Genomic DNA, 23,626 nt, shown 5'->3' on the forward strand with positions numbered 1-23,626 from the left:
GCAAAGCTGCGCGATCAGCAATGTCCTAACTCAGTCTTCCGGACGCTCGGGTATTCCCCGCAGCCGCCTCGTCGCGTGCTCATTCGCTCCTGAGCCGTCCCTTTGCCAACGGCTACTATTGGCCGCATGCTGCCCTTTGATACCGGCCAGGAGCGATCTATTGCTCGCTCGAAATCGAACGTCATGCAACCTGAAGCGATGACTGCTGGCCACGCTGCCAGCGCTTGGGGGAGATGCCGGTCAGCTTGCGAAATGTCCGGGTGAAATGGGACTGGTCGGAGAACCCGCACTCGAAGGCGACTTCGCACATGGACATCGAACCTTCGGCGATCAGGAGCTGGGCCCGCTCGATACGTGACTTGAGCGTCCATTCCTGTGGCGACATGCCGGTGGTTTTCTTGAAGGCGCGGGAGAAATGGCTCCTGGACATGGAGCATTGCGAGGCGACCTCGGCGATGGACAGCTTGCCCTGGCACGTGGACGCCAGGATCCGTTTGGCCTTGCGCTCCTGCCAGGGCGCCAGCGCAACCCTGTCCCGAATGACCGCCACGTGATCCTCGTAGCGGACGACCAGGTGCTGGCAAAGACGCATGCCCAACTGGTGCAGGAACTGGGGTTCAGGCCGCGCACTGTCTTGCAGCGCTGCCTGGAACGCCATTGCGAGTTGGTAGGTTTCCTGATCGAGCACGGCCATGTTCATCACTTTCTCCTGGTAACGCGCGCAGCCGTGCCCACCACCGAGAGGGTATCGGCTTGCGTCTTGATCATTCGGCTGGAAGGGCCGCCCCCGAGAACCGGGGGCGCCCAGGCTTAGAGGGGAGCGGCGACCGGGGCCAGGGTCGGACCGTGCGCCACGCGCTCAGGCGCCTTGTGAACCATGGTGTACGCGTAGTCGACGCCCATGCCGTAGGCGCCGGAGTGTTCCTTGACCAGGTTCATGACGGCGTCGTAGCTGTCGCGATTCTTCCAGTCGCGCTGCCATTCCAGCAGCACCTGCTGCCAGGTCATCGGCACCACGCCAGCCTGGATCATGCGCTGCATGGCGTAGTCGTGCGCTTCCTTGGTCGTGCCGCCGGAAGCGTCGGCGACCATGTAGATCTCGTAGTCGGCATCGTGCATGGCGGAGAGTGCGAAGGTGGTGTTGCACACCTCGGTCCACAGGCCGGCGACGATGATTTTCTTGCGCCCGTTCTTCTTCAAGGCATCACGGACCTTCTGGTCGTCCCAGGAATTCATCGAGGTGCGCTCGAGCAGCGGCGCATCGGGAAACACCGCGAGCAGCTCGGGGTAGGTATGGCCGGAGAAGCTCTCGGTCTCCACCGTGGTGATGGTGGTGGGGACGTCGAAGATCTTCGCGGCCTTGGCCAGGGCCACCGTGTTGTTCTTCAGGGTTTGCCGGTCGATGCTCTGGACACCGAAGGCCATCTGGGGCTGGTGGTCGATGAAGATCAGTTGGCTGTTCTGGGGCGTCAGGACTTCGGTTTTCGGGTTGTTCATCGTCGTTACCTGTCGATGGTGTGGAGGGTCTTGGTGGGGTTTCCGGCGGCTGCATTCGCGTCGTGATCACCTGGCAATCCAGGTGTCTTTCGGAGCGGCTGCGGCCTGAACACGAATCCAAGTTATCCGATCGACCGGCACTTCGTTTGTGCATTTTTGCGCTTACGATGGCGCAAAAATGCGCCGTCGAGCGCGCATCGGCGCTGCTAGCATCTGCCCTCCACCCACCGAACCGACGCGATCCAGGCGTCCGATCCGAGCAAGGAGAATGCAATGGCAGCTTCACGTCCCGATGGCCAGAAAACCGCGTACTGGGGTGTTCCCTGGGAAGAGGGATATGGCTACCCACAAGCGCGACAGGTGGGGAACGAGATCTATGTATCCGGCCAGTTCAACCACGATGAAGACGGCAACCTGGTTGCCCCCGCTCCGCTGGACAGCAAGGGCAAGCCACGTGATTTCTCCGCGATGGGAGAGCAGATGCGCACCGCCTACGACAACATCGCCAAGTTGCTCGCCCTCTATGGGGCCACGCTTGAGGACGTGGTCGAAGAGACGCTGTACGTGCTGGACATGGATGCGGCATTCGCCGTGGTGGGCAGTGTTCGCAAGGCTGCCTATGGCACCGAACGCCCGCAGTGCGCGAGCAATATCATTGGCGTGTCCCGGTTGGCGCAGCGTCCGCAACTCATCGAAATCGCCTGCAAGGCCGTCATCGGTGCGCGAGCCGAGCAAGCGGCCCGGAACTAATCGGCCGGGTGGACGAGTTGCCCCTCGATGAGGGGCTTCTGGTTCGCCACTGCCGCGGCGCAGAACGTCATGAACGCCTTGACTCGCCAGGACTTCCGGATGTCCTGGTGAGTGAGCAGCCAGAGTTCATCATTGAGTTCGGACACCACGGGGCCGACGCGCCTCAACCCCGGGGTGATATCGCCCAGCATGCAGGGCAAGAACCCCAAGCCGAGCCCCGCCGCGATGGCAGCGCTCGCTGCAGCGACAGAGTCGGTGCGGTAGGAGATGCAGTGCGCATCCACTCGGTTATCGACGTAGCTGGTGGCTTTCAGGCCGCTAAGGCCACCGGAATACGACACCCACGACTGGCCTTCAGTGAAAAGCGCAGGAGCAGGCGCGCTTCTCAGGTTGCCGTACGGGGCCCAGGCGATCGTCGCGAGTTTGCGCCCCACCAGGCTTTCCGAGGGTTTCTTGGTCGCTCTAACCGCGATATCCGACTCGTCCCGGGCAAGGCTCAGCGTTTGGTTACCCACCAGGACCTCGATCGTTATCCCTTCGTTGACCGCCCTGAAGTCCGCGATGATCGGGGTGAGGAAGTACAGGAGCAACGAGTCGCTGGTGGTGATCCGCAGCTTGCCCAGCAGTCCGTGCTCCGCACGTGATATGCGCCGGGCGACGCTGACGATATCGAGCTCGACGCGTTCGGCCAGGGCTCGCAACTCGGCACCTTCGGTGGTGAGCATGTAACCCGAGCGGCGGTGATCGAACAGAGCGATCCCCAGTGCTTTCTCGAGCTGGGCCACTCGGCGTGAGACGGTGGATACGTTGATCCCGAGCTTCTTGGCAGTGAGGGCGCGGTTACCGCAGTCGCTGAGGGTTTTGATGATCCGAAGATCGTCCCATGAAAGCTGGTTTACAGCTTCGCTCAGGTCCCACTTGGCACTGCCTTGCGTACCCTGCCCCGATGAAACGCCTCTAGGTGATTTCACGCCAAACATTCCAGATCTCGTGTGCGCGCATCATACGAAAAGGCCTTTGGGAGAACCATGGCGAGGCTGCGGCGGTGCCGTTGGCGGTCTAAGCACCCTCCTCCGCCCCTTAACCGTTGTATCGAGGTCGCCCTGTTCGGTTCACACCTTCGCGCTGAATTGCAGGCCTGCAAGAACCGCTTCCAGAGCCGGACACTTAACCAGGTGCTCCGGGATGCAGGACCTGGCCATCCACAGGTATCAACAGCCGATGGGCGACACCGGCATCGATCGCCGCACGCGTCAGCTCCCGGCGCGTAACGGGGCAATGGTTGATCGCTTCCAGATGGTTCGCGATGACAGTCCCCCTGCCTAGCCGCGTGAAGTCGAGTACATCGTCCAGCCCCATGATGATGTCGCCCCCCACGTCGAAGCGCGCCCCGCCGGCAGGCACCACGCTCACCTGCGGCTGATGCCGCTGCACGAAGTCACGCACGCCGGGGGTCAGAATCGTATCGCCTGCCAGGTACAGGCTGGGCTCGCCGGGCAGCTCAATCAGATAGCCGACGCCGTGCTCCATCAACCGTCCAACCAGGCCCTCGCCATGGGTGCAGCGCACCGTGCGGATCACGCCACCCAGGAAGGGCTTCGGCTCCTCATGGCCATCCGGCAGGGGCTGCACGTTCAAGCCCAGCCTCGCCAGGTAGGCCGCATCATGCGGTGTGCATATGACCGGGATCTGTCGCTCTCTCAACCAACGCGAGCCGGCCCTGTCCAGGTGATCGAAATGGCCCTTCTGGCAATGGGTGATCAGGCAATGAGTCACCGATTCCAGAACCTCCGAAGTCCCCTCTGGCAAATCGACAATCGGGTTCCTCTGCCGCCCCGCGAACACGCGCAGGGAAGGCAGCGCGCCCTTAGGTGCCAGCATGGGATCGACCAGGACACGGTGGTCGCCCAGTTCGAGAATGATCGTAGCGTTGCGGATCTGTCTGATGTTCATCACGAGCCCTCCTCAGGTGTGGGCTCATGGTGCCGGGCTCGTGCATCGCCCATAATGGCGGAACCTGACATAAAGGATTCATTATCCGCCATGACCACGTTGCGAATCGGCCTCCTGCTCTTCCCCGGCTGTATGCCCGCAGGGCTTCTGGCCTTCGCCGACATGCTGCACGCCGCCAACCGGAGGACCGGACACGCGCTGTTCGAAACGCACTTGGTTGCCGAGCAAAGCGGACCGATCGATTGCGCCCACGGCCTGCAGTTGACGGCCAGCTACGGCGTGGCAGAACTGGCACTGGACGCGGTCCTGATTCCGGGTTTCTGGGCGGAGTCGCCACAGCAGGTCGAGTCCAGCCTGGAGGGCAACGCCTCGCTGCTGGCTGGCCTGGCGAGACTTGGCAAGCGGTGCCGTGTATGGAGCTACTGCACCGGAGTCTGCCTGGCGGCCGCCAGTGGACGCCTGGACGGGCAACCCGCCACGGCGACTTGGTGGCTGGCGGATGCGTTGCTGCAGCGCTACCCCAGGGTGCGGTGGCAGTACGAGCAGAACTGCGTCTTCACCGAACGCACGGGTACCGCCAGTGGCGTCAACGGCTACTTGCCCCTGGCCCAGGCGCTGATCGAGCGACATGTCAATGCAACGGCCTTCGAGGACCTCAATCGGCTGATGGTGCTGCCGCGTCCAACCCGATCTCACGATGCCTTCAAGGCCTTGAGCCTCATCGAACAACCCAGCCAGCTGCTGCGCAGGCTGCATGCCCTGGTGCAGGAGATGCCTGCCGAACGGATCACCGTCCAGGCCCTGGCGCATGAGTTGGGAATGAGCGAGCGGACCCTGGCACGCAAGGTCAGGGATGAAACAGGCAGCGCAGTGGCCAGCTACGCCCGCCGCATCAAGTTGAGCCAGGTAAGCGAGCGCCTGACACTGACCTCTGCCCCACTCAAGACCCTCAGTGGCGAACTCGGCTTCAGCAGCGATTCGAATCTTCGACGAATGTTCAAGGAGCTGACTGGCTTGACCCCGGCGCAATACCGGCAACGATTCGGCCGCGTCTAGCGCAGCCGGCGCCCAGGAGGCGCCCCCCTGTCCTCGGGGTGCTCGTGAGGGTTGCTGGTGCTCCGCATGGGTGACTCAATGGCTGCGGCCCCAAGACCTGGGGCACGCTCCATGACCCGCCCCTGTGGCAGCTCAGGGCCTCAGAGATTCCCCGGAACCAGTAGCCCCTTGCGTCGATACGCCCCGATATCGATGCCGAAGGCCCCGCTGCTATGCACTTCCCGCACTCGACAGGCCCTGCCGACCGCGACATCGGCGAGGTCCAGTATTCTTTCCTTGCAGGGCTCTTTCTCAGCGTTGCGGACGATCAGAACCCTTGGCTTGAGCTTGTTGCCTGCGGCGCAGCCGATGATGATGCCAACCTCCCCGGTGCTTAGCTCGGCAATCTCCCCGGGGGGGTAGATGCCGACCATGCGTATGAAACACCCGACAATCGCTTCATCGAAATGGCTGTTGGCCGCCTCGAGCAGGATGCGCAGTGTTTCCAGGCTGGATTTGCCCTTGCTGTAGACACGATCACTGTTGATGGCGTCGTAGCTGTCGGCCACCGCGACGATCTTGGCGAAGTAGGGAATCCTGGCGGCATCCAGTCCACGCGGGTAGCCTTTTCCGTCCATCCGCTCATGGTGCGAGTAGGCGACATCGACGGTCGCAGGGGTGATCTGCTGATTGCTCATCAGGAGCTTCCGTCCTTCGGACGCATGGCTCTGCATGATCCGCAGCTCTTCGGCGGTCAGCGCCCCAGGCTTGTTGAGTATTTCGTTCGGCACCTTCAACTTGCCCACGTCATGGAGCATGCCGCAAACACCGATCTGCTCGAGCTGGTAGGCCGGCATACCAAGTTCACGCCCCAATGCGATCGACAGGATGGAAACTCTCAGCGAATGCTCGGCCGTGTAATCGTCGCTGTTCTTGATACGCGCCAGCCACAGCATCGCTGCAGGATTTCGCAGAATACTTTCTACGCATTCCTTGATCACAGCCTTGACTGCGACGACATCCAGCTCCGCCCCCAGTTTCACTGCATTGAGGATACGTAACGACTCCTCGCGCGCCGCATCCCAAACGGGCGAGGCGCGCTCCAGTTCCTGGGAAAAGTCGACCTTGCCGATGGTGGGCGAGAGGGGAGCTGCAAGGTTCTCCGCGAGCTGGCCATGCACACCCAGCGAACGCCGGGCGTCGACCCAGACGTAATCGCAAACCTCCTGCAACAAGCGGATTTCCTGTTGCTGACGGATTCGAAACCCTTGAAATAGAAAATTGGTATCCGTCCAGGGGCGATCCAGCTCCGCCACATACATGCCGATAGTCAGCTGTGCGACTTCGACTTTTATGCGGTCGTTCGTCGCGCTATCAGCCATGAGGGGCACTCCAAAGACTGCAATGAGCAATATCAATTAGCCATCAAACAAGCCGCTCAGAGCCAATTATTTTTGGCTATGGCGCGACTTCACCAGATAAGTGTCAGCGAGGGGCACGGGACTTCATCGAGCCCAAAAAAAGCCCGAGATCCGCGCAGAGGCACCGCAAAGAGTGGATGCAGGCGGCCAGCCAGGGCGGGCCATCCAACACCGGACGCGAACCAGCAGCGGACCATGGCCAACCTGGACGAGGTGAAACGACGGGTCGCTTCTGGGCCCCCTGCAGCCACTCACAGGTTCCCCCGGCACTCATCGGCCCCCGACTGCCCGGGCTGCCTCCACGGCGCGATTTTCATCACGGGCCTCACCCTTGATGGCCCTCGGACGATATCCTGCGAAGAATAGTCCTTCGCCCCTCAACCGTTGCATCGAGGTCACCATGTTCGGTTCACACCTTCGCGCTGAATTGCAGGCCTACAAGAATCGCTTCCAGAACATCGACCAGAAACTGGCGGCGATACGCAGCAGCATGGCGATGATCGACTTCACACCGGCCGGCGAGATCCTGGACGCGAACCAGGCGTTCCTGAACGTCGTGGGTTATCGCCTCGAAGAAGTGGTAGGCCAGCACCACCGGCTGTTTTGCCCTGCGAGCCTGGTGAACAGCCCGGAGTACCGCCAGTTCTGGAGCCGACTCGCGAAAGGCGAGAGCTTCAGCGACCGTTTCATGCGGCTGACCAAGGACGGCCGCGAGATCTGGCTCGAAGCCACCTACATGCCCGTCCACAACGGCGAGGGCCAGGTGGTGAGCGTCATCAAGGTCGCAGCCGACATCACCCGGCAGATCCAGGCGGAGAACAAGCAGATCAGCATGCTCACCGCCCTCGACCGCTCGATGGCCGTGATCGAGTTCAACCTGAACGGGGAAGTGCTGGAAGCAAACGAAAACTTCCTGGCCACCATGGGGTATCGGGCAGAAGAAATCCGTGGCAAGCACCACCGCATGTTTTGCGAGCCTGCCGAGGTCAACAGCGACGGCTATCGCCGTTTCTGGCAACGCTTGAATCAGGGCGAATACATCCACGAAGTCTTCAAGCGCGTGGCCAAAAATGGCCGCGTCGTATGGCTCAGAGCCACCTATAACCCGCTTTATGATGCGGCCGGCAAACTCTATGGAATCGTCAAGTTCGCCAGCGACATCACCGCGCAGGTCGAGCGCCGGAACGCCGAGTCGGCCGCAGCGCAACTGGCCTATGAGATCGCCCAGGAAACGGACGAGGGCTCGGTAAGGGGGGCTGCGACGGTGGATGAGACCATGCAGGTGGTTCGCGGGATATCCGAGGAACTGGACCAGGTCTCCGAGCAGATCAGCGCACTCAGCACCCAGTCGGAACGCATCGGCAGCATCGTCCAGGTCATCAGGGGCATCGCCGACCAGACCAACCTGCTCGCCCTCAATGCCGCGATCGAGGCGGCGAGAGCCGGTGAACTCGGCCGAGGTTTCGCGGTGGTGGCGGATGAGGTTCGCAACCTGGCGTCGCGGACCAGCCAGGCGACCCTGGAAATCAACGAGGTGGTGCAGCTGAACCAGAACCTGACCCAGAGCGTCGTGACGAGCATGCAGGGCAGCCAGGAAAAAGTGAGGAAGGGTGTCGCCCTGGCAGGAGAGGCCGGAGAGGTCATGCTGGAGATCCGCGCAGAGGCGCAGCGGGTGGTGAGCGCGGTCGGCCAGCTACGGGAGACGGTTCAGAACTAGGCCTGGGACCCTGGCCCCCGCGCGGCAACGGCCCGCCTCCGGCCAGATGCGCCCCACCCCGCCCCTGCCCGTGCGCGCCGCCCGCGCCCTCATTTCACGTCGCGTGCCCTCGGCTCGCCGAACATCTCGTCGAGGATATTGAGGTTGAACTGGCGCTGCAGGGTGACGGCGTAGAAGCGTTCGGCGATGTCGGGGACTTCGGCGTACAGCTCCAGTGCGCCGCTGCGCAGTTCGTCCTGCACCACCACGGCAGGCAGCAACGCAATGTCGCCGGAATCCCGCGCCAGCAGGCGCAGCATGGCCATGTCGTCGACCTCCGCGCAGATGTCCGGCTGCACGCCGTGGCTGTTGCAGTAGACCTCGAACTGGCTGCGCACATCGCTGCTGCGGCCGGGCACGATCAGGCGGGCCTGCTGCAGGTCGCGGCGCAGGTCGAAGGGGTGGACATCCCCGCGCGGCGGGCCGATCAGGCACACGGCCTGGCGATCGAGCAGGCGGCACTGCCAGGTGCGCTGGCTATCGGCACTGACCGCCTTGTTGGTCAGCACCACATCCAGCTTGTGCAGGGCCAGGCGCTCCAGCAGCTCGTCCACGCTGCCCGACTCCAGCGTGATGCGCAGGCCTTCGCGGCCGAGGAAGGGGCGCAGCAGGTTTTCCTGGAAGTTCCGCGACAAGGTGGCGACAGCACCGATGCGCAACGTCTGGCTGGCCTGCCGGGTGTTCTGCAGGGTGGTCTGCAGCTCGCTGCCGAGGGCGAAGATGGTATCGGCGTAATCCAGCACCAACTGGCCCGCCTCGGTAAGCCGCAGGCTGCGGCCGGAGCGGATGAACAGCACATGGCCGAGCTGGTCTTCCAGCACACGGATCTGCGTGGAGAGGGCCGATTGCGATACGTGCAGCGCGTCGGCGGCCCGGGTCAGGTTGCCTTCCTTGGCCACGGCCCAGAAGTAATGCAGGTGATGGAAATTCAGTCGGCGCATTTTCGTTCTTCTAAAGTGAACGATCAGTTCTTATCAATCTATTTTTAATAGTTCAAGCACTCTCCGACACTGGCGCCATCCAGTGTTTGCGGAGCGTGCACCATGCCCACCCTGTCTCTTTCCCTGGCCCAGCTGTTGCCCTGGGTCTACGCCCTGGCCCTGCTGCCGGCCGCCTGCATCGGCTCGCCACGCAGGGTCTGGTGGCCGGCCCGCGCAGCGGGCTACCTGGGGCTCACCCTGGTCGCTGGCGCCTGGCTGCAGGCCGCCCTGGACGGGCGAGACAACGACAGGCTGGGTCTTGCGATGGCCGGCCTGGTCGGCCTGCTGGCCATGGTGATCACCGACTATTCGCACCGCTACCTGGACGGCGAGCCGGGGCAACGCCGTTATGTGCTGGCCCTGCTTGGCACCCTGGCTGCCGTGGCGACGGTGGTGACCAGCACCGACCTGTTCCTGCTGGTCGGGGCCTGGATCCTGTCCAGCCTGTGCCTGCACCAGCTGCTCACCTTCTACCGCGACCGCCCGCAGGCCGTCGTGGTGGCTCACAAGAAGTTCCTGGCCAGCCGACTGGCCGATGCCTGCATGCTGCTGGCCACGGTGCTGCTGGTGCGCGCCAGTGGTGACAGCCAGATCGCCGCCATCCTGCAGATGGTCGACGCACGCCTGCAGGCCAGCGGCCAGCCCGGCTGGGATCTGCAACTTGCAGCCCTGCTGCTGGCCCTGGCGGTGATCCTCAAGTCCGCCCAGTTGCCGGTCCACGGCTGGCTGATCCAGGTGATGGAGGCGCCGACACCGGTCTCGGCGCTGCTGCATGCCGGGCTGGTCAACCTGGGCGGGTTCCTGTTGCTGCGCTTCGCCCCGCTGCTGTCCGCAGCCACTCCGGCGCAAAGCCTCCTGGTGCTGGTCGGCGGCCTCACCGCGGTGATCGCCGCCCTGGTGATGATGACCCGCATCAGCATCAAGGTCCGCCTGGCCTGGTCGACCTGTGCGCAGATGGGGCTGATGCTCCTGGAGTGCGGCCTTGGCCTGTACGAGCTGGCCCTGGTGCACCTGCTGGCCCACTCGCTGTACAAGGCCCACGCCTTCCTGGCGGCCGGCGAGACCGTCGCCCAGGCCCGCCACCATGCCCTGCATCCGCAGACGCCCGCGCCCGGGTTGGCCCGGCTGGTGCTCGCCCTGTTGCTGGCGGGCGCGGCGCTGGCCCTGCTGCACGTGCTCTGGACGTGGGCGCTGCCTGGCCATGCGCTGCCACTGGTGGCCCTCGCGCTCCTGGCAATCGGCCTGGCGCCCTGGTGCCTGCGCCGAGGCCAGCTGCCCTATGGACTGGCCATGTTCACCCTGCTGCTGGGCGCCTACCTGCTCTGGCACCAGGCAGCCGGATGGATCCTCCAGCAGCCCCTCGCCGAAGCGCCGCTGCCGCTGAGCTGGCTGGCCGTGCTGCTGTTCCTCGGCCTCTATCTGCTGCAGGCCGTGATTCTCGCCCACCCCCAGGGCGCCGTGGCGCAACGCCTCTACTCCCTGGCCTTCGCCGGCTTCTACCTGGACGAGCATTTCACCCGCCTGACCTTCCGCCTGTGGCCCGTACGCCCGCCGCAGCACCTTCCCTCACCTTATGGAGAACGCCCATGACCGCGCTCGAACCCATCGCCGGCCTCGAACCGGACGCCCTGCACGAGGTCGCTCGCCAGGCCTGCGCCCGGATCGCACCCACCTGGCCGCTGGATCGGATGATCGCGGTCAGCCCGCTGTGGGAGCGTCGGGACCAGGACTGGCCGACCGTCGCCAGGCAGCTCTGGCAGCGCGCCGGCATCCGCTTGACCCTCAGCGCCGCCGACTATCGCCAGGCGTGGCGGGACGGTGGTATCGCCGCGCGCCATCTGCACCTGGCACTGGCCGAGCACGGTGCGGCGGGAACGGCCGCACAGCTGCTGCAGGCACTGGACGCCGCCGAGGAGACCGATCGGGGATTGCCGCTTCTGGAAGACCTGACCGAGCCGGGCATCCCCCTGCCGGGCTGGCCTGTGCTGATCACCCAGCAGATCGGTCAATGCTGCGCCGCCTGGTTCGACCACGAGCAGGCGGACTGGCGCCCGGGCGAGGGAACCGGGCTCTACCAGGCCTGGCGCACCAGCATGCTGGCAGACAGGGGTTTGAGCGTGCTCAGCGCGTGCCGCGACCTGCACCAGCGCATCGTCGAGCTGCCGGAACACCCCCGGGCGGCCCTGGAGGCGGCAGTGCGGCGGCTCGGCTTGACGCCGGGCGACTGGGCACCCTGGTTCGACTGCCTGCTGCTGCGCTCCCTGGGATGGGCGTCCTGGTGCGCCTACCGGCGCTGGCAGGCCCATCTGCAAGGCGAAGACGACCAGACGATGCTCGAGCTGCTCGCCATCCGGGCGGCCTGGGAGTCGCTGGTGGATGACCGTCGGCGTGACGGCGACAGTCGCTGGCAGCGCTGGCGTTCGGCCTGGCAGGAGCGCCTGCTGCAGCCGCCTTCGGCCACCTGGCAGGCTCTGCAGGTGTGGCAGCGGGCCGACGAACTGGCGTGGCAGGAGCGACTGCAGCAGGCGCTGTGCCGGGACACGCCCGCCGAACGGCCGCAGCTGCCGGTGGCCAAGCTGTTCTTCTGCATCGACGTGCGCTCCGAACCGCTGCGGCGCGCGCTCGAACACGCCTGTCCGGAGCTGGAAACCGGCGGCTTCGCCGGTTTCTTCGGCCTGCCGATCGCCTACACCCCGCTGGGCACCCATGCCACGCGCCCGCAGCTGCCGGGCCTGCTCGCCCCACAACTGCAGGCCAGCGACGGCAGTGGCGACGCCATCCGCGATCGGCAACTGGCGCAGGAGCGCCGGGGCCGCCTGGCGCGCCAGGGGAGCTGGCGCCTGTTCGAGCGGCTGCCGGCGTCTACCTTCACCCTGGTCGAGAGCCTGGGCCTGGGCTACGCCGGAGCGCTGCTGGGGCGGACCTACGGCCTGGCCGGCGGCGCAGCCCAGCCGGAGCGCAGCGCCTGGCGCCGCGTCGAATGGCAATGCCTGGAGCCCCGCCTGCTGGACGTGACGCTGCAACAGAAGGTGGAGCTGGCCGAGCGCATCCTCAAAGCCCTGGGCCTCGCGGGGCCGGTGCCGCCGCTACTGGTGCTGCTCGGCCACGGCAGCCAGAGTGCCAACAACCCCCAGGCCGCCGGGCTCGACTGCGGCGCATGCTGTGGCCAGAGCGGCGAGATCAACGCGCGCCTGCTGGCCACGCTGCTCAACGACACCGAGGTCCGGACGGGCCTGCGCGAGCGCGGGCTCGACCTGCCGGGGCACTGCCATGTCCTGGCCGGCCTGCACAACACCACGACCGATGAGGTGCAGGTCTTCGGCCTCGAGACGCTTGCGCCGGCGCTGCAGCCCAGCTGGCTGCGCCTGCGCGCGGCGCTGGACAGCGCCACCACGGAAGTACGCCGGCAACGGGCCATGAAACTGGGGCTGGCCCCGTTGCGCGAGCAGCCTGGCAAGCTGCTCGGACGGCTGCGCCGGCGCGCCCGTGACTGGGCGCAGACCCGCCCCGAGTGGGGCCTGGCCGGCAATGCCGCGTTCATCGCCGCGCCCCGTTCGCGCACCCGTGGCGTGGACCTGCAGGGCCGCGCCTTCCTCCATGACTATGACTGGCGGCAGGACGGGGACGGCAGGATGCTGGAGCTGATCATGACCGCGCCCATGGTGGTGGCGCACTGGATCAACCTGCAGTACTTCACCTCGACCACCGACAACCTGCGCTTCGGCAGCGGCAACAAGCTGCTGCACAACGTGGTCGGCGGGCATATCGGCGTGTTCGAGGGCAACGGCGGCGACCTGCGCATCGGCCTGGCCCGGCAGTCGCTGCACGACGGCCGGCAATGGATGCATCGTCCGCTGCGCCTGCACGTGGTGATCGAGGCGCCGCAGGGCATGATCGACCGGGTCATCGCCACGCAGGCGGTGGTGCGCGACCTGGTGCAGCACGGCTGGCTGCACCTGCTGCGCATCGACGGCGAGCCCGCGTGCCTGGAGCGGCGCACGTCCGAAGGCTGGCAGGCGCTACCGACGGCCTGAGCGACCCGCCAACCCCGGCGCAGCGCCCGACGCAGGAGCCGCCCGCATCGTCAGGCGGCTGCTGTGGCGATCGATCTAGTTCCCGGCCTGCAGCGGAAGGACAGCCTCGGGCAGTCGTGCGATTTCGGGCCGGGCGAAGAGGTAGCCCTGCATGAGCTCTATGCCCAGAGCGAGCAGCGCATCGCTCTCCTCGCGCGTTTCGATGCCCTCGGCCACGACCACTATGTCCAGGCGTTTGGCGACCAGCACGATGCCTTCGACTATCGCGGCCCTCACCGGGTCCCGATCGATATTCCGGGTGAGCGCCATATCGATCTTCAGCACCTGCGGCTGGAACATCGCCAGCAGGTTCAACCCCGAGTAACCCGAGCCGAAATCGTCGATGGATGTGGTGAAGCCGCGGCGCTCGTATTCCTCGAAAATCGCCTTCAGATGCAGGGGGTCGTCGACACGCTCACCCTCGGTCACTTCGAACATCAGCCTCTCTGGCGGGAACTCGAACAGCCTGGCGGCCTCCAGGGTGGCTCGGATGCAGGTCTCGGCCCTGTACACGGCATTTGGCAGGAAATTGATGCTGAGCTTGCAGTCCGCAATGCCCAGCAGCCCCAGCGCCGTGGCCTTCTCGATGGCCTTGACCCGGCAGGCCTGGTCGAAGCGGTAGCGGTTGGCATCATCGACGCGACTCAGGATGCTTGCCGCGGACTCGCCGTTCACGCCGCGAACCAGGGCTTCATAAGCGAAGGCCTTGCGGGTTCTGACGTTGACTATCGGCTGGAAGGCCATCGTGAAATCGAACCCCAGCCCTTCCAGGTTGCGGCACTCCGCACAGCCGACCGATTCGAATCGCGCGAAATCCTGCGGCATGGTGGAACCTCCATTCTTAGCGAGCGCCAGGTGCAAACGTGATGCCTGGGCAGATTGACAAGGCCGCATAGACGTTAGCAGCACGCCCGCTACGTATTGTGAAAACTCGACAGCGTCCTGCCTCGGGGCACGGATCGCAGCCCGCTTCGGTATATCGGCACTCAGGAACGAGGGCCCATTATTTCACCCTCTCCAGGCGCCCGCATCTGGGATTGCACGAGCTTGCGCTGAGCCATTCCCGCCCCGGCCAACCGGCGCAGGCCGCAGGCGCGCCTAGTGCCTTCATCGCCCTGCCCGCGCGGGCGTCCGGCTCACGGCGGCCTTCAGGCGATCAACCCCAGCGTCAGCCCTTTCAGCGTCGCCGCCGCCCGGGTGGAGCATCCCAGCTTGCGGAAGATGCTTTCCATGTGCGTGCGCACGGTACTCGGGCTGATCGCCAGGTTGCGCGCCACCTCCTTGTTGCTGGCGCCCTGGCTGATCTCGAGAAGAATCCGGCATTCACGCGGAGTCAGCAGTGCGCCTCTAGGCTGGGTGAAGGTGCGTTCGCCACGGGCGGCGGCGATCACGGCATCGCAGACTTCCTCATCGAACAGGCCACGGCGGGCATCCTGCTTGAGCAGCCTGGCGGCATCGGCCTCGCCGTGCGCGGCGCGCCAGGGCCTGGTACCGCGCAATGCCACCCACGCGACGGCAGTGGCCAGCAGGCGGTTCTCGACGCACAGCGCTTCCGCCCGTGCCCCCCGGTAGTAGCCGCTGCCGTCGAGACGTTCGTAGGCATGGGCAGCGATCTCGCCCGGCGTGTTCAGTTCGCGGATGGACCGGGTCGCCTTTTGCGTCCAGTACGGCACCAGGTGCACACGCTCGGCAGCGCCGTAAGGCAACGGCCCGGTGGTATTCCAGATGTGGTTGGAAACGGCCGCCCGGCCCAGGCCATGGATAAGCGCGGCCCTGCCGATTTCCGCCCGCGCGGGCTCGGCCACCCCCCACAAGCGGGCGGCCTCCGTGGCGACATGCGCCACCTGCCGCGAATGCCCTGCCAGCCACGGCAGCTTGAGATCGATCACGTCGCCCACCAGGCTCAGGCACACGGGGCGTTCGCTGTCGGCATCACCCGGCTCATCGGTCGCGCCGTCCAGCCCGGCCAACCACTGCCCGGCATCTTTCACCAGCAGGCTTGCGAGGTCGGCCGGGTAACGTCGGTCCGCCTGCTCGCCGATCCACGTCAGCGCCGCCTCCACGCCGTGGGCGCGGCTGAGAATATCCAGGTCCCCGGCAAGCACCACCAGGTAGGCCGCCTCCGGGATGTGTTCATGGGTCAGCCCCATCGGCCTGCCGCTGCCATCGAAGGTTTCGAAGACCCGGCTCAGCGCGGTCTGCACGGCGGCGCCCAGCTCCAGCGTTCTGGCGATTTCGCTGGCCACTTCGCAATGCACCACGGCGAGCGGTGCCGCCTTGTGCACGGCGTTCATGTCGTCGGCGTTGAGCGTGCCGTCCAGCATCGCGCGGCGGCCGTCCACATCGTCACCCAGAAGGTGGGCAAACCCGTCGGCGTTGGCCGTGCAGCCCGACCAGCGCAGCAAGGCCACCTGCTCGACCACCTTCACCTGCCCGGGGTCGGCCCGCCTCGCCTGCGCCAGCTGCCCGGCCAGTCGCGCCACGCGCAGGGAGTGCCCCAGCGGCTGGCCCATGCTGAGGTCACCGACCTGGGCGATGGCCGCCAGTGCTGCGTTCAGGGAAACCTCGTATCGCGGCGCGCTATCCATGAAAACTCCCCGGCTCGGATAAATGACCGATATCGGCCTTGCAGGCCCATCAGCAAACTGAAGCTCCCTACACAGGAGCCACCCCAATGAAAACAATCAACACTCGCATCGCCACCCTCGCCCTCGCCCTGGCCACCACCCTGGGTGCGAGCATCAGCCACGCCGAGAGTACCCCGCCTTCGGTGGTGATCGTACACGGCGCCTTCGCCGACGGTTCGGACTGGGCCAAGGTGGTTCCGCTGCTACAGGCCAAGGGCATCGCGGTGACCGTCGTGCAGAACCCCCTCACCTCCCTGGCCGATGACGTCGCCGCCACTCGACGCGCACTGCGCAACCAGCCGGGCAAGGTGGTGCTGGTCGGCCACTCGTGGGGCGGTACCGTGATCAGCGAAGCGGGTGACCAGAACAATGTCGGCGCACTGGTATACGTGGCCGCGTTCGCACCCGAGGCCGGGCAGATCAGCGGTGAACAGGGCAAGGGCGCGCCGACACCGCCCGGCATCAGCCAGATCAAGCCCGATGCCAACGGCTTTCTCTACCTGACGCCGGAGGGCATGGCCAAGGACTTCGCCCAGGACCTGCCGGCTGAGCAGACGGCCGTGATGACCGCGACACAAGGGCCGATTCGCGCTTCCGCATTCGAGGAAAAGACCACGGTCGCGGCCTGGAAGACCAAGCCCTCCTGGTACGTACTGGCCAGCGAAGACCGCATGATCCACCCCGATGTACAGCGCTCGTCCGCCAAGCGCATCGGCGCCCGGCTGACCGAGCTGCACAGCAGCCATGTGCCGCAACAGTCGCAACCGGCCGATGTCGCCGCGGTCATTCTCAAGGCGGTGGACAGCGTCGCCGGCCAGTGATCGGCGCAGCTAGAACCTGGGCGCCCATACGGGCGAAGGGGGCTATCGGGCTGCGGGAACGCAGCCCGGTTGCCCGACCCGTATGCCTGGACACGGGGCCACCCACTAGAATTCGGCGATGTAGAACGGCGCCTCCCCCATGTACGCGTTCAGGTCGATGCGCCCCCGCTCATTCCTGGCTTGGCGCCACATCGTGCCGAGCGGCTCGAGCAATGGCCCGGCGTCCAGCAGCTGCCGAATCTCGGCACAGTAGGCAGCACGCTCGGCGTCGACGCCTGACTCCGGGTACCGCGCCACCAGAACCAGGAAGCAGTTCAAGTAGAACTGAATCGACTCCTGCTCCCGGATTTCGCCCATATGGGCTTCGTCCATGCTCATGAACCAGCGCGAACCCATGTAGTTGTAAAGGCTGTAGGTGTTGCTAGGCAGGGTGCCATCCAGCCATTTGCAACGGTCGTAGTAATAGATATGGCCGAAGTGGAAGCGAGGATCGAATAGTTTCTTGCCATCGTATTGCAGGTGTTCAGTGCCGGGTGTTTGCCCACTGAGGAAGTGATAGAGCTTCTTCTCAAGGCCGCCCATGAACCCCAGCGGCGGAACGACATCGGAACCGGCAAAGGGCTCGCTACCGTCGAAGTGGCTGGCCCCGGCCTTCTGGACCAGGATCTGATACGAGTCGGCAAGACTCCTCGCGATGACATGCCCGCCCAGATTGCCCCTGCTGGCTTCAGCCCAGGACTCGCCATCACCGGTCGGCTCGATGCTCACGTCGGTTCTCCAGGCTCTGGGGCCCGCGAGAAAGCGCTCGGTAATCCTCAACCATCCTTCAAGGCTTTGATCCTGAGCCAGCCAAAGACGGTAGACCAGGGGCATCGGATCCTCTTCATAGGGGCGCATGACCGGCTCTTTGCCCTTCATGAAATAGGCTTCGAAGGTTTTCAGAGGAACTCGGCACTGGGCGTACTGCAGGCGAAATTTTATGTCGGCCCAGGCGGCCTTGCGCTCTTCGAGTTGTTGGCGTTTCAGATCGTCCATGAAGGGTCCTTCGGGATTCGGTGGGATGAGCGGCGCGACGTAGTGTGGTGGGGCGCTTGATGCAAAGCAACCGGCGCCAGCGTCTACGCGAAATGGAATTTCCGAAGGGCAGTCGCTGCGAAGCTTTTCAGGGGCACCTCCTTGCCAAACCCATGCCCTTCACAACACTCGAAGCGTCCTCGGCTCTTTCTGCAACGCATCCCTGAACGGCGTTCCCGAGGCAGTGGAACCTCTTCGCGCTGTCGTAATCGAGCAGCCGAACAGGCATTGCACGAGAGCCCCTGGGCGGCTCTCGTGCCGGAGGATCAGTTGGGAAGCATGTCCACCAGGAGGCGCAGGTAGGACGTCATGGTCTGGCCACCCAGGGTGCCCTTGTAGCCCTGGCTGTCGAACTGGGTGCTCTTGACCAGGTTGACGCGGTAGCGTGGGTTGGTTTCATAGGTGCGCCCCAGCGTGCTGGTCGAACGGCTGTTGAAGAGATCGGCACTGACGGTGACGAACTCGCGCGGCTTGCGCCGGCCGTTGGCGCCACTGTTGTTGGGGCTGCTGAAGATGTCGCCGGTGGCCGTCATCGCGCTGCTGTACTGCTCGCGGCCGCGCAGGCTGGTCTTGCCGCTGGCGATCACGTACTGGCCGGTCTGCGGGCGGTACTTGTCGCCGCTGGTCAGGTAGCTGGCCAGCACATCGTACAGGGCCCAGCTGCTGCCACCGCCGAGTTCGGCATTGCGCAGGTCGAAGACGAATACGCCCCCGGTGCCGATGACCTCCATCTCCACCTGGCCGAGGCTGGCGTTGTTCTGCACCAGCAGGCCGGTGTTCTCGTCGACGCCGAAGGCGAAGGGGACGCCGGTGTAGTCGGCCAGGCGCACGATGCGGCCCTGGCGGCCGCGCTCGCTGAAGTGGGTATCGAGCAGGCCGTAGTCGAAGAAGCCGAAGCCGCCGTCCGGGTCATAGGAGAGGTCATCGCCGGACGGGGTCGTGTAGGGGCCGTAGCGCAGCGCTTCATAGCTCTCCCCGCCCGTGACCATCGGGCCGTCGACCATGATCGCCGTGCCGGCACTGGTGCCGGCCAGCACGGCACCGGCGGCATACCGGCTGCGGATGGCCGCCAGCGCCGGCGAATCGCCGCGACTGGCCGTCTGCAGGGTCTGGACCAGGCGCGACTGGTCGCCACCGCCGAAGAAGAAGCCGGTCATGCCGTTGATCTGGCTGATCACGGTCGGGTTGGCATTGTTGGCGATAGTGTCCAGGTCGATGGGTATCCACTCCGCCTTCACGGCGCCATAGCTCTTCAGCAGATTGGCGTAGTAGAGGCCGTTCGCCTTGGCGTTGGCGGCATTCGCCGTCCCGGCATCCGGGTCCTGGCTTTCCGGGATGGAGGCGGCGGTGATGACGCCGATCCTGGCCTGGCCGCTGCCGCCGGCCAGCTGGATGAAGCGTTGGTAGATGGCGCTGTTGTCGTCCTTGAGGCCCCCGCCGACCAGCAGCAGCGCGCCGGCCGCATGACCCAGCCCTGGAACCAGCGCGACCAGCAGGACGACGTGGCGACACAATTTACTCAGTCTCATCTTCAGTTCTCCGTGGCTGCAGTCAGCTGCAGCGTCGTTGTGGATGTTGTGCAACGGGTACTGCGAAAACGGCGGATCGATGGGCGCAGAAGCCTGGGAAGCGCGGGTGCCCGGAGCCGCATGCGGGCCCGACCGCAGGCAGGGCATTCCCATGAGCGACGCCCGTGGAAAAAAAGGCGCCGGGCAGGCGCCCCAAGGCCAAAGGAGCAATCGAGCGGACCTTGCAATCGAAGCGGCCGGCATCCGTGCCCGAGGGACGGCGGCCGGCGCCCTGGAAACGGCCCGCGAGCGCGCGGGCCACAGCGTCAGAGGATGCTCAGCGGGTAGTCGACGATCACGCGGAACTCATGCAGATCCCCCTCGCCCTGGTCCTCGTTGGCGTAGTGGAAGGCCTGGCGCAGGCGCACCGAGAGATCCTTGGCCGGCCCGTCCTGGACGACGTACTTGATGTCGATGTCGGTCTCGCTGTGTTCGCCGTCCTCGCCGTAGAAGCCGGCGTAGCCGCCGTTCGCATCCGCATCGGTGCCGTCGATGTCGGTGCCCTTGACGTAGGTGACCTTGGTGGTCAGGCCCGGCACGCCGAGGCCGGCCCAGTCGTAGCCGTAGCCGATGCGCCAGGACCGCTCGTTGGGCGCGTTGAAATCGGAGAACTGCATGGAGTTGGAGAGGAAGATCGAATCGCCTCCCACATAGTCGAACGGGGTGTCGCCGTCGACGCGCTGGTAGGCCAGCAGGATGGAGTGCGAACCCAGCGCGTAGGTGGCCGCCAGGCTGTACGTGGTGTTGCTGATGTCGCCCTGCAGGGCATCGCCCGTATCGCCGGTGCGGTACAGGTTGAAATCGACGTTCAGGCTCTGCCCTTCGCTGATGCCCAGGGTGTAGTTGAGGTTGCCGTAGTACTGGTTCCAGGTGTCTTCGAAGCGCGAGGCATACAACGCCACGGACAGGTCATCGCTGACGGCGTAGGAGCCGCCGGCGAAGTCGATGGTCTTGCCGACCTCACCACTGCCGTAGTTGAGGTACAGCTCTTCGTCGCTGTTGGTCGAGTTGCGGTTGTTGTAGGCGGTGAAGTGACCGGCCTCCAGGGCCAGGCCCTCGATCTCGCCGCTGGCGATATGGAAACCCGTCGCGGTTTCCGGCAGCAGGCGGCTGTGCGCCGTGGCGAACACCGGCGCCTCGGTGCGCATCTCGCCGTACTTGAGGGTCGTCTTCGAGATCCGCAGCTTCGCCGCCCCGCCGGCCTCGCCGTACTCATCCTGCGCGCGCCCCTCGTCGCTGATCGGCAGCAGGCCCGTGCCGGCCCGACCACGGCCGCTGTCGAGCTTGATCCCCAGGTAGCCATAGGCATCGACCCCGAAGCCGACGGGCCCCTGGGTGAAGCCCGAGGCGAACTCGGCCATCACGCCATGGGCCCACTCCTCGCGGTAGCTCTGGCTACCGGGCTGGTTCTTGAAATCGCGGTTGAAGTAGTAGTTGCGATTGAGCAGCTTCAGCGCGCTGTCGTCGACGAAGCCCTTGGACTCGGCCTGGCCGGCAACGGCCAGCTGACTCCCGGCCGCAGCGACCGCCAGTGCGAGACAACTCAGTTTCACGAGGTTCATGCCTTACTCCGTTCTTGGTGTTGTTGTGGTGGCTGGGCCCTCGGGCCCTTTCTGGTTTTGCCCGGTCAGGCGAAGAGCTCCGCCGTCAGCACGTCCGGGCGCCGGCCCTGGCTGATCACCGCCTCCAGGCACAGGGTCGACTCGCCATCGGGCCAGCAGACGAAGTAACCCGCGGCCTTCCTCGGGCTCTTCAGCCTGAATTTCCACTCGCGTTCGGAGAGCTCGCCGACATCCCGCAGGCGTTGCTGCAGCTCGATCACCGCGAAGAAACCGTCACGGGTCTCGACACGCTCCAGCACGCGGGCCCCGGCGTCGTGGAGGACCTGGCCGGCGATCTCGTGGTCGTGCAGCAGCTTGTCCAGGGCGAACAGCTCCAGGTTGTTCAATTGCATCGGTGCCTCTCGTTTGGGATTTCACGGGCAAAGGCTGTCCGTCCGCCCCGTCACGACGGGGCGAAGCAGGTTTGGGAACAGGGGGTCAGGAAGGTTTGGCGAGCCCTATCAGGCGGGCCAGGGTGCGGGCAGCCTCTTCGCGGCTGACCGTCGCCTGCGGGCGGAACCGACCGGACTCGGCAGCCATCCAGCCCTCGCCCACCAGCAGTTCGGCAGCCTCGGCGACGGCAGGATCGACTCCGCCCAGGTCCGTCAGCGGCGAGCGGCTTTGCAGGCGCGTCCCGGCGAAGCCCTCGACCAGCGCCTTGCAGGCCAGGGCCCATTCCGCGCGGGTCACCTCGCGTTCGCCATCGAAGCGTTCCCCGGCCGGCAACCAGCCGTTGGACACCACGACCTCGATCTGCTCGCGAAGCGGATGGTTGCGCTTGACGTCACTGAGCGTCGGCAACCGGTCCGGGACGGGTTCGGCGGCCAGCGTCATCTGCAAGGCGTTGGCCAGCTCGAAGCGGGTCAGTGCACGCTTGGGTTCGAAGTGGTTCGTCGCATCGCTGGTCATCAGGCCACGGAAGCTCACCGCGCGAACCGCATCCGGCCAACGGCTGCTGACGGCGTCCTGCGGGCCGCTGCGCGCCGGGTCGCCGAGGAAGGCATCCACCGGGGCGATGTCCAGGCGCACGTTCTGCACCGTGTAGCGGGTCAGCGAATCCTGGAAGCCGCTGTGGGCCAGGAAGCCCGGAGCCTCGCTGAACTCGAAGCGATAGCCGTAGTGGTAGCCGTTGGCCGGGTTGTAGCGGGTCATCAACCCCACCTGGCGGGTGGCGGTGTTGTCGGCCAGGCCGTAGAGCACCGCTCGCGACATGGCGGAAACCGCGGAAAGGTCCGTGATCAGTTGGTTGCCCACCAGGTATTCGTTGCCCGCCACTATGGCTTCCTGGCCCTCGGCCGGTTGCACCTTGCCGGTCGCCAGGTCGTAGCGGTCGCCGTTGCCGAGCATGGCCAGCCGTACGTTCTGCAAGCGCGTGCCGTACAGGCCGAACTCCTTGCGCGCCTGGCTGGCGTCCATCACCGTGAGGTAGCCCTCGCCCAGCACCTGCAACTCGCCGCCGGGCTGCACCCAGATGGCGGTATTGGTATCCAGGCCGAATCCCCTGGCCGGCTGCTGGCCGACCAGGTAGCTGGCCATGCGCGCGGCGCGCCCGGTGCTGGTCTCTTCGATGCGGTCGAAGTGCTGGTCGATGATGCCGGCCTTGAACAGCCCTGCCCCCTTGAGCAGCGCGGTGCCGCGCTGGTCGGCCCTGGCTGCCACGCCGAAATCCAGCGTGTCCATGACCACGCCGTAGGCGGTCGGCATGGTGCTGCCGAGAATGCTCGCCCCGGCACTGGTGCCGGCCACCACGCCGCCCTTGTCGAACACGCCACGCACCGCCTTGAGCGTCAGCGACTCGCTGCCATCGGCGTTGTACAGCGCACGGGCGATACGCGCCTGATCACCACCGACGAACCAGACGGCGCTGGCTTCGCCCAGGGGCTCGAGCACCGCCGGGTCGTTCATGGTCCTCTGGTAGTTCTGCTTGTCGATACCCACGATGGTGATGCGTTCGGCCGGTACCCCGAGCGCCTGCAGCTCGGCCTGGAAGCGTTTGCTGGAGCCCAGGCTGCCGCTGGCCGTGGGCATGATCGCTATGCGTGCCCGCTCGACACCGCCGGCCAGCTCGATGAGCTTCTGGTAAACCGCGGTGTTGCTGGCACGCAACATGCCGCCTACCGCCAGCAGGTGGCCTTCGGCTCGGCTCGGCGCGCAATGGCCGGCGAGGATCAGGGCGGCAAGCAGCACGCCCGGCTTGGTCAGCATTCTCATTTCTTGTTGCTCTTCTGAGGATAGGTGCGGACCTTTCGAATGAATCAAAGAAATTCACCGAAAGCAATTTGTGAAATGTTTTATATCAACAAAAAGTCAACCACAACCCCTCTCATCGCCCTCGAATCCGTCCAGACGGCCAGCTTTTAAAACAGAAATCCCATTGGAAAGCGCCTTCCAGGGAAGATGCGCGGGATGAAATTATTTTTTCAGCAAAAACACGCATTGACACGAATAATTCTTCTAATTAGCTTTGCTG

19 protein-coding genes are annotated in these 23,626 nt (G+C 65.3%); 6 read left to right on the forward strand and 13 right to left on the reverse strand.

The window, feature by feature from the left end; all coding sequences use genetic code 11:
* Positions 1 to 181: 181 nt before the first annotated feature.
* Both ACYJSS_RS20220 and ACYJSS_RS20225 read right to left on the reverse strand, forming a co-directional pair.
* Positions 182 to 700, reverse strand: a complete 519-nt coding sequence (locus ACYJSS_RS20220) for a helix-turn-helix domain-containing protein (protein WP_236205552.1) — start codon at positions 698 to 700, stop codon at positions 182 to 184.
* Between the two features lie 110 nt (positions 701 to 810).
* Positions 811 to 1,497 carry a hydrolase gene (locus tag ACYJSS_RS20225; protein ID WP_236205551.1) on the reverse strand — a complete coding sequence of 229 codons (687 nt, stop codon included), beginning with the start codon at positions 1,495 to 1,497 and terminating at the stop codon, positions 811 to 813.
* Between the two features lie 273 nt (positions 1,498 to 1,770).
* On the opposite strand from ACYJSS_RS20225, the gene ACYJSS_RS20230 reads away from it, so the two are divergent.
* Positions 1,771 to 2,247, forward strand: coding sequence for a Rid family hydrolase (locus ACYJSS_RS20230; protein ID WP_236205550.1), 477 nt, complete (start codon positions 1,771 to 1,773; stop codon positions 2,245 to 2,247).
* On the opposite strand, the gene ACYJSS_RS20235 is transcribed toward ACYJSS_RS20230, so the two are convergent.
* Both ACYJSS_RS20235 and ACYJSS_RS20240 read right to left on the reverse strand, forming a co-directional pair.
* A complete protein-coding gene (locus ACYJSS_RS20235) occupies positions 2,244 to 3,227 on the reverse strand; it encodes a LysR family transcriptional regulator (protein ID WP_236205549.1) in 984 nt (327 codons plus the stop codon). The genes ACYJSS_RS20230 and ACYJSS_RS20235 overlap by 4 nt on opposite strands.
* A gap of 187 nt (positions 3,228 to 3,414) precedes the next feature.
* Positions 3,415 to 4,200, reverse strand: a complete 786-nt coding sequence (locus ACYJSS_RS20240; protein WP_111260277.1) for an MBL fold metallo-hydrolase — start codon at positions 4,198 to 4,200, stop codon at positions 3,415 to 3,417.
* 90 nt (positions 4,201 to 4,290) lie between these two features.
* On the opposite strand from ACYJSS_RS20240, the gene ACYJSS_RS20245 reads away from it, so the two are divergent.
* Positions 4,291 to 5,256, forward strand: coding sequence for a GlxA family transcriptional regulator (locus ACYJSS_RS20245; RefSeq protein WP_236233999.1), 966 nt, complete (start codon positions 4,291 to 4,293; stop codon positions 5,254 to 5,256).
* 140 nt (positions 5,257 to 5,396) lie between these two features.
* On the opposite strand, the gene ACYJSS_RS20250 is transcribed toward ACYJSS_RS20245, so the two are convergent.
* Positions 5,397 to 6,617, reverse strand: a complete 1,221-nt coding sequence (locus ACYJSS_RS20250; RefSeq protein ID WP_236205547.1) for an HD-GYP domain-containing protein — start codon at positions 6,615 to 6,617, stop codon at positions 5,397 to 5,399.
* Between the two features lie 439 nt (positions 6,618 to 7,056).
* On the opposite strand from ACYJSS_RS20250, the gene ACYJSS_RS20255 reads away from it, so the two are divergent.
* Positions 7,057 to 8,373 (forward strand): methyl-accepting chemotaxis protein, encoded by a 1,317-nt coding sequence (locus ACYJSS_RS20255; protein ID WP_111260275.1) that lies wholly within the window; start codon positions 7,057 to 7,059, stop codon positions 8,371 to 8,373.
* 89 nt (positions 8,374 to 8,462) lie between these two features.
* Here ACYJSS_RS20255 and ACYJSS_RS20260 read toward each other — a convergent pair whose 3' ends face one another.
* Positions 8,463 to 9,353: a LysR family transcriptional regulator gene (locus ACYJSS_RS20260; RefSeq protein WP_111260274.1), complete on the reverse strand. Its 891-nt coding sequence runs from the start codon at positions 9,351 to 9,353 to the stop codon at positions 8,463 to 8,465.
* 102 nt (positions 9,354 to 9,455) lie between these two features.
* Between ACYJSS_RS20260 and ACYJSS_RS20265 the strand changes: the two genes are divergently transcribed.
* The gene (locus tag ACYJSS_RS20265) at positions 9,456 to 10,982 is read left to right on the forward strand and encodes an NADH-quinone oxidoreductase subunit L (protein WP_236205546.1); all 1,527 of its coding nucleotides are present in this window, start codon (positions 9,456 to 9,458) and stop codon (positions 10,980 to 10,982) included.
* Complete coding sequence (locus ACYJSS_RS20270) at positions 10,979 to 13,426, forward strand: YbcC family protein (protein WP_236207235.1); 2,448 nt, start codon at positions 10,979 to 10,981, stop codon at positions 13,424 to 13,426. The genes ACYJSS_RS20265 and ACYJSS_RS20270 overlap by 4 nt, the downstream gene beginning before the upstream one ends.
* A gap of 75 nt (positions 13,427 to 13,501) precedes the next feature.
* On the opposite strand, the gene ACYJSS_RS20275 is transcribed toward ACYJSS_RS20270, so the two are convergent.
* Together ACYJSS_RS20275 and ACYJSS_RS20280 are read right to left on the reverse strand one after the other, a co-directional pair.
* Positions 13,502 to 14,290 carry an EAL domain-containing protein gene (locus ACYJSS_RS20275; RefSeq protein WP_111260271.1) on the reverse strand — a complete coding sequence of 263 codons (789 nt, stop codon included), beginning with the start codon at positions 14,288 to 14,290 and terminating at the stop codon, positions 13,502 to 13,504.
* A 323-nt stretch (positions 14,291 to 14,613) separates the two neighbouring features.
* The gene (locus tag ACYJSS_RS20280) at positions 14,614 to 16,053 is read right to left on the reverse strand and encodes an HD domain-containing phosphohydrolase (protein ID WP_111260270.1); all 1,440 of its coding nucleotides are present in this window, start codon (positions 16,051 to 16,053) and stop codon (positions 14,614 to 14,616) included.
* 86 nt (positions 16,054 to 16,139) lie between these two features.
* Between ACYJSS_RS20280 and ACYJSS_RS20285 the strand changes: the two genes are divergently transcribed.
* Entirely contained in the window at positions 16,140 to 16,913 is a 774-nt protein-coding gene (locus ACYJSS_RS20285) for an alpha/beta hydrolase (protein WP_111260269.1), read from the forward strand.
* Positions 16,914 to 17,018: 105 nt separating this feature from the next.
* On the opposite strand, the gene ACYJSS_RS20290 is transcribed toward ACYJSS_RS20285, so the two are convergent.
* From ACYJSS_RS20290 to ACYJSS_RS20310, 5 genes are all read right to left on the reverse strand, one after another.
* Positions 17,019 to 17,948 (reverse strand): hypothetical protein, encoded by a 930-nt coding sequence (locus ACYJSS_RS20290; protein ID WP_236205544.1) that lies wholly within the window; start codon positions 17,946 to 17,948, stop codon positions 17,019 to 17,021.
* A 305-nt stretch (positions 17,949 to 18,253) separates the two neighbouring features.
* A complete protein-coding gene (locus ACYJSS_RS20295; RefSeq protein ID WP_111260267.1) occupies positions 18,254 to 19,516 on the reverse strand; it encodes a cyanophycinase in 1,263 nt (420 codons plus the stop codon).
* A 305-nt stretch (positions 19,517 to 19,821) separates the two neighbouring features.
* Complete coding sequence (locus tag ACYJSS_RS20300; protein WP_111260266.1) at positions 19,822 to 21,117, reverse strand: OprD family porin; 1,296 nt, start codon at positions 21,115 to 21,117, stop codon at positions 19,822 to 19,824.
* Between the two features lie 65 nt (positions 21,118 to 21,182).
* Positions 21,183 to 21,509: a hypothetical protein gene (locus ACYJSS_RS20305; RefSeq protein ID WP_111260265.1), complete on the reverse strand. Its 327-nt coding sequence runs from the start codon at positions 21,507 to 21,509 to the stop codon at positions 21,183 to 21,185.
* Positions 21,510 to 21,594: 85 nt separating this feature from the next.
* Positions 21,595 to 23,361, reverse strand: a complete 1,767-nt coding sequence (locus tag ACYJSS_RS20310) for a cyanophycinase (protein ID WP_236205543.1) — start codon at positions 23,359 to 23,361, stop codon at positions 21,595 to 21,597.
* Positions 23,362 to 23,626 lie beyond the last annotated feature (265 nt).

It is taken from the genome of Pseudomonas sp. No.21 (assembly GCF_054558415.1).

Coding starts and splice junctions, on each gene's coding strand:
- ACYJSS_RS20310 (WP_236205543.1), bottom strand. CDS start 23,361: ATGCTGACCAAGCCGGGCGTGCTGCTTGCCGCCCTGATCCTCGCCGGC.
- ACYJSS_RS20280 (WP_111260270.1), bottom strand. CDS start 16,053: ATGGATAGCGCGCCGCGATACGAGGTTTCCCTGAACGCAGCACTGGCG.
- ACYJSS_RS20230 (WP_236205550.1), top strand. CDS start 1,771: ATGGCAGCTTCACGTCCCGATGGCCAGAAAACCGCGTACTGGGGTGTT.
- ACYJSS_RS20295 (WP_111260267.1), bottom strand. CDS start 19,516: ATGAGACTGAGTAAATTGTGTCGCCACGTCGTCCTGCTGGTCGCGCTG.
- ACYJSS_RS20265 (WP_236205546.1), top strand. CDS start 9,456: ATGCCCACCCTGTCTCTTTCCCTGGCCCAGCTGTTGCCCTGGGTCTAC.
- ACYJSS_RS20250 (WP_236205547.1), bottom strand. CDS start 6,617: ATGGCTGATAGCGCGACGAACGACCGCATAAAAGTCGAAGTCGCACAG.
- ACYJSS_RS20240 (WP_111260277.1), bottom strand. CDS start 4,200: ATGAACATCAGACAGATCCGCAACGCTACGATCATTCTCGAACTGGGC.
- ACYJSS_RS20305 (WP_111260265.1), bottom strand. CDS start 21,509: ATGCAATTGAACAACCTGGAGCTGTTCGCCCTGGACAAGCTGCTGCAC.
- ACYJSS_RS20260 (WP_111260274.1), bottom strand. CDS start 9,353: ATGCGCCGACTGAATTTCCATCACCTGCATTACTTCTGGGCCGTGGCC.
- ACYJSS_RS20255 (WP_111260275.1), top strand. CDS start 7,057: ATGTTCGGTTCACACCTTCGCGCTGAATTGCAGGCCTACAAGAATCGC.
- ACYJSS_RS20275 (WP_111260271.1), bottom strand. CDS start 14,290: ATGCCGCAGGATTTCGCGCGATTCGAATCGGTCGGCTGTGCGGAGTGC.
- ACYJSS_RS20300 (WP_111260266.1), bottom strand. CDS start 21,117: ATGAACCTCGTGAAACTGAGTTGTCTCGCACTGGCGGTCGCTGCGGCC.
- ACYJSS_RS20285 (WP_111260269.1), top strand. CDS start 16,140: ATGAAAACAATCAACACTCGCATCGCCACCCTCGCCCTCGCCCTGGCC.
- ACYJSS_RS20290 (WP_236205544.1), bottom strand. CDS start 17,948: ATGGACGATCTGAAACGCCAACAACTCGAAGAGCGCAAGGCCGCCTGG.
- ACYJSS_RS20220 (WP_236205552.1), bottom strand. CDS start 700: ATGAACATGGCCGTGCTCGATCAGGAAACCTACCAACTCGCAATGGCG.
- ACYJSS_RS20245 (WP_236233999.1), top strand. CDS start 4,291: ATGACCACGTTGCGAATCGGCCTCCTGCTCTTCCCCGGCTGTATGCCC.
- ACYJSS_RS20270 (WP_236207235.1), top strand. CDS start 10,979: ATGACCGCGCTCGAACCCATCGCCGGCCTCGAACCGGACGCCCTGCAC.
- ACYJSS_RS20225 (WP_236205551.1), bottom strand. CDS start 1,497: ATGAACAACCCGAAAACCGAAGTCCTGACGCCCCAGAACAGCCAACTG.
- ACYJSS_RS20235 (WP_236205549.1), bottom strand. CDS start 3,227: ATGTTTGGCGTGAAATCACCTAGAGGCGTTTCATCGGGGCAGGGTACG.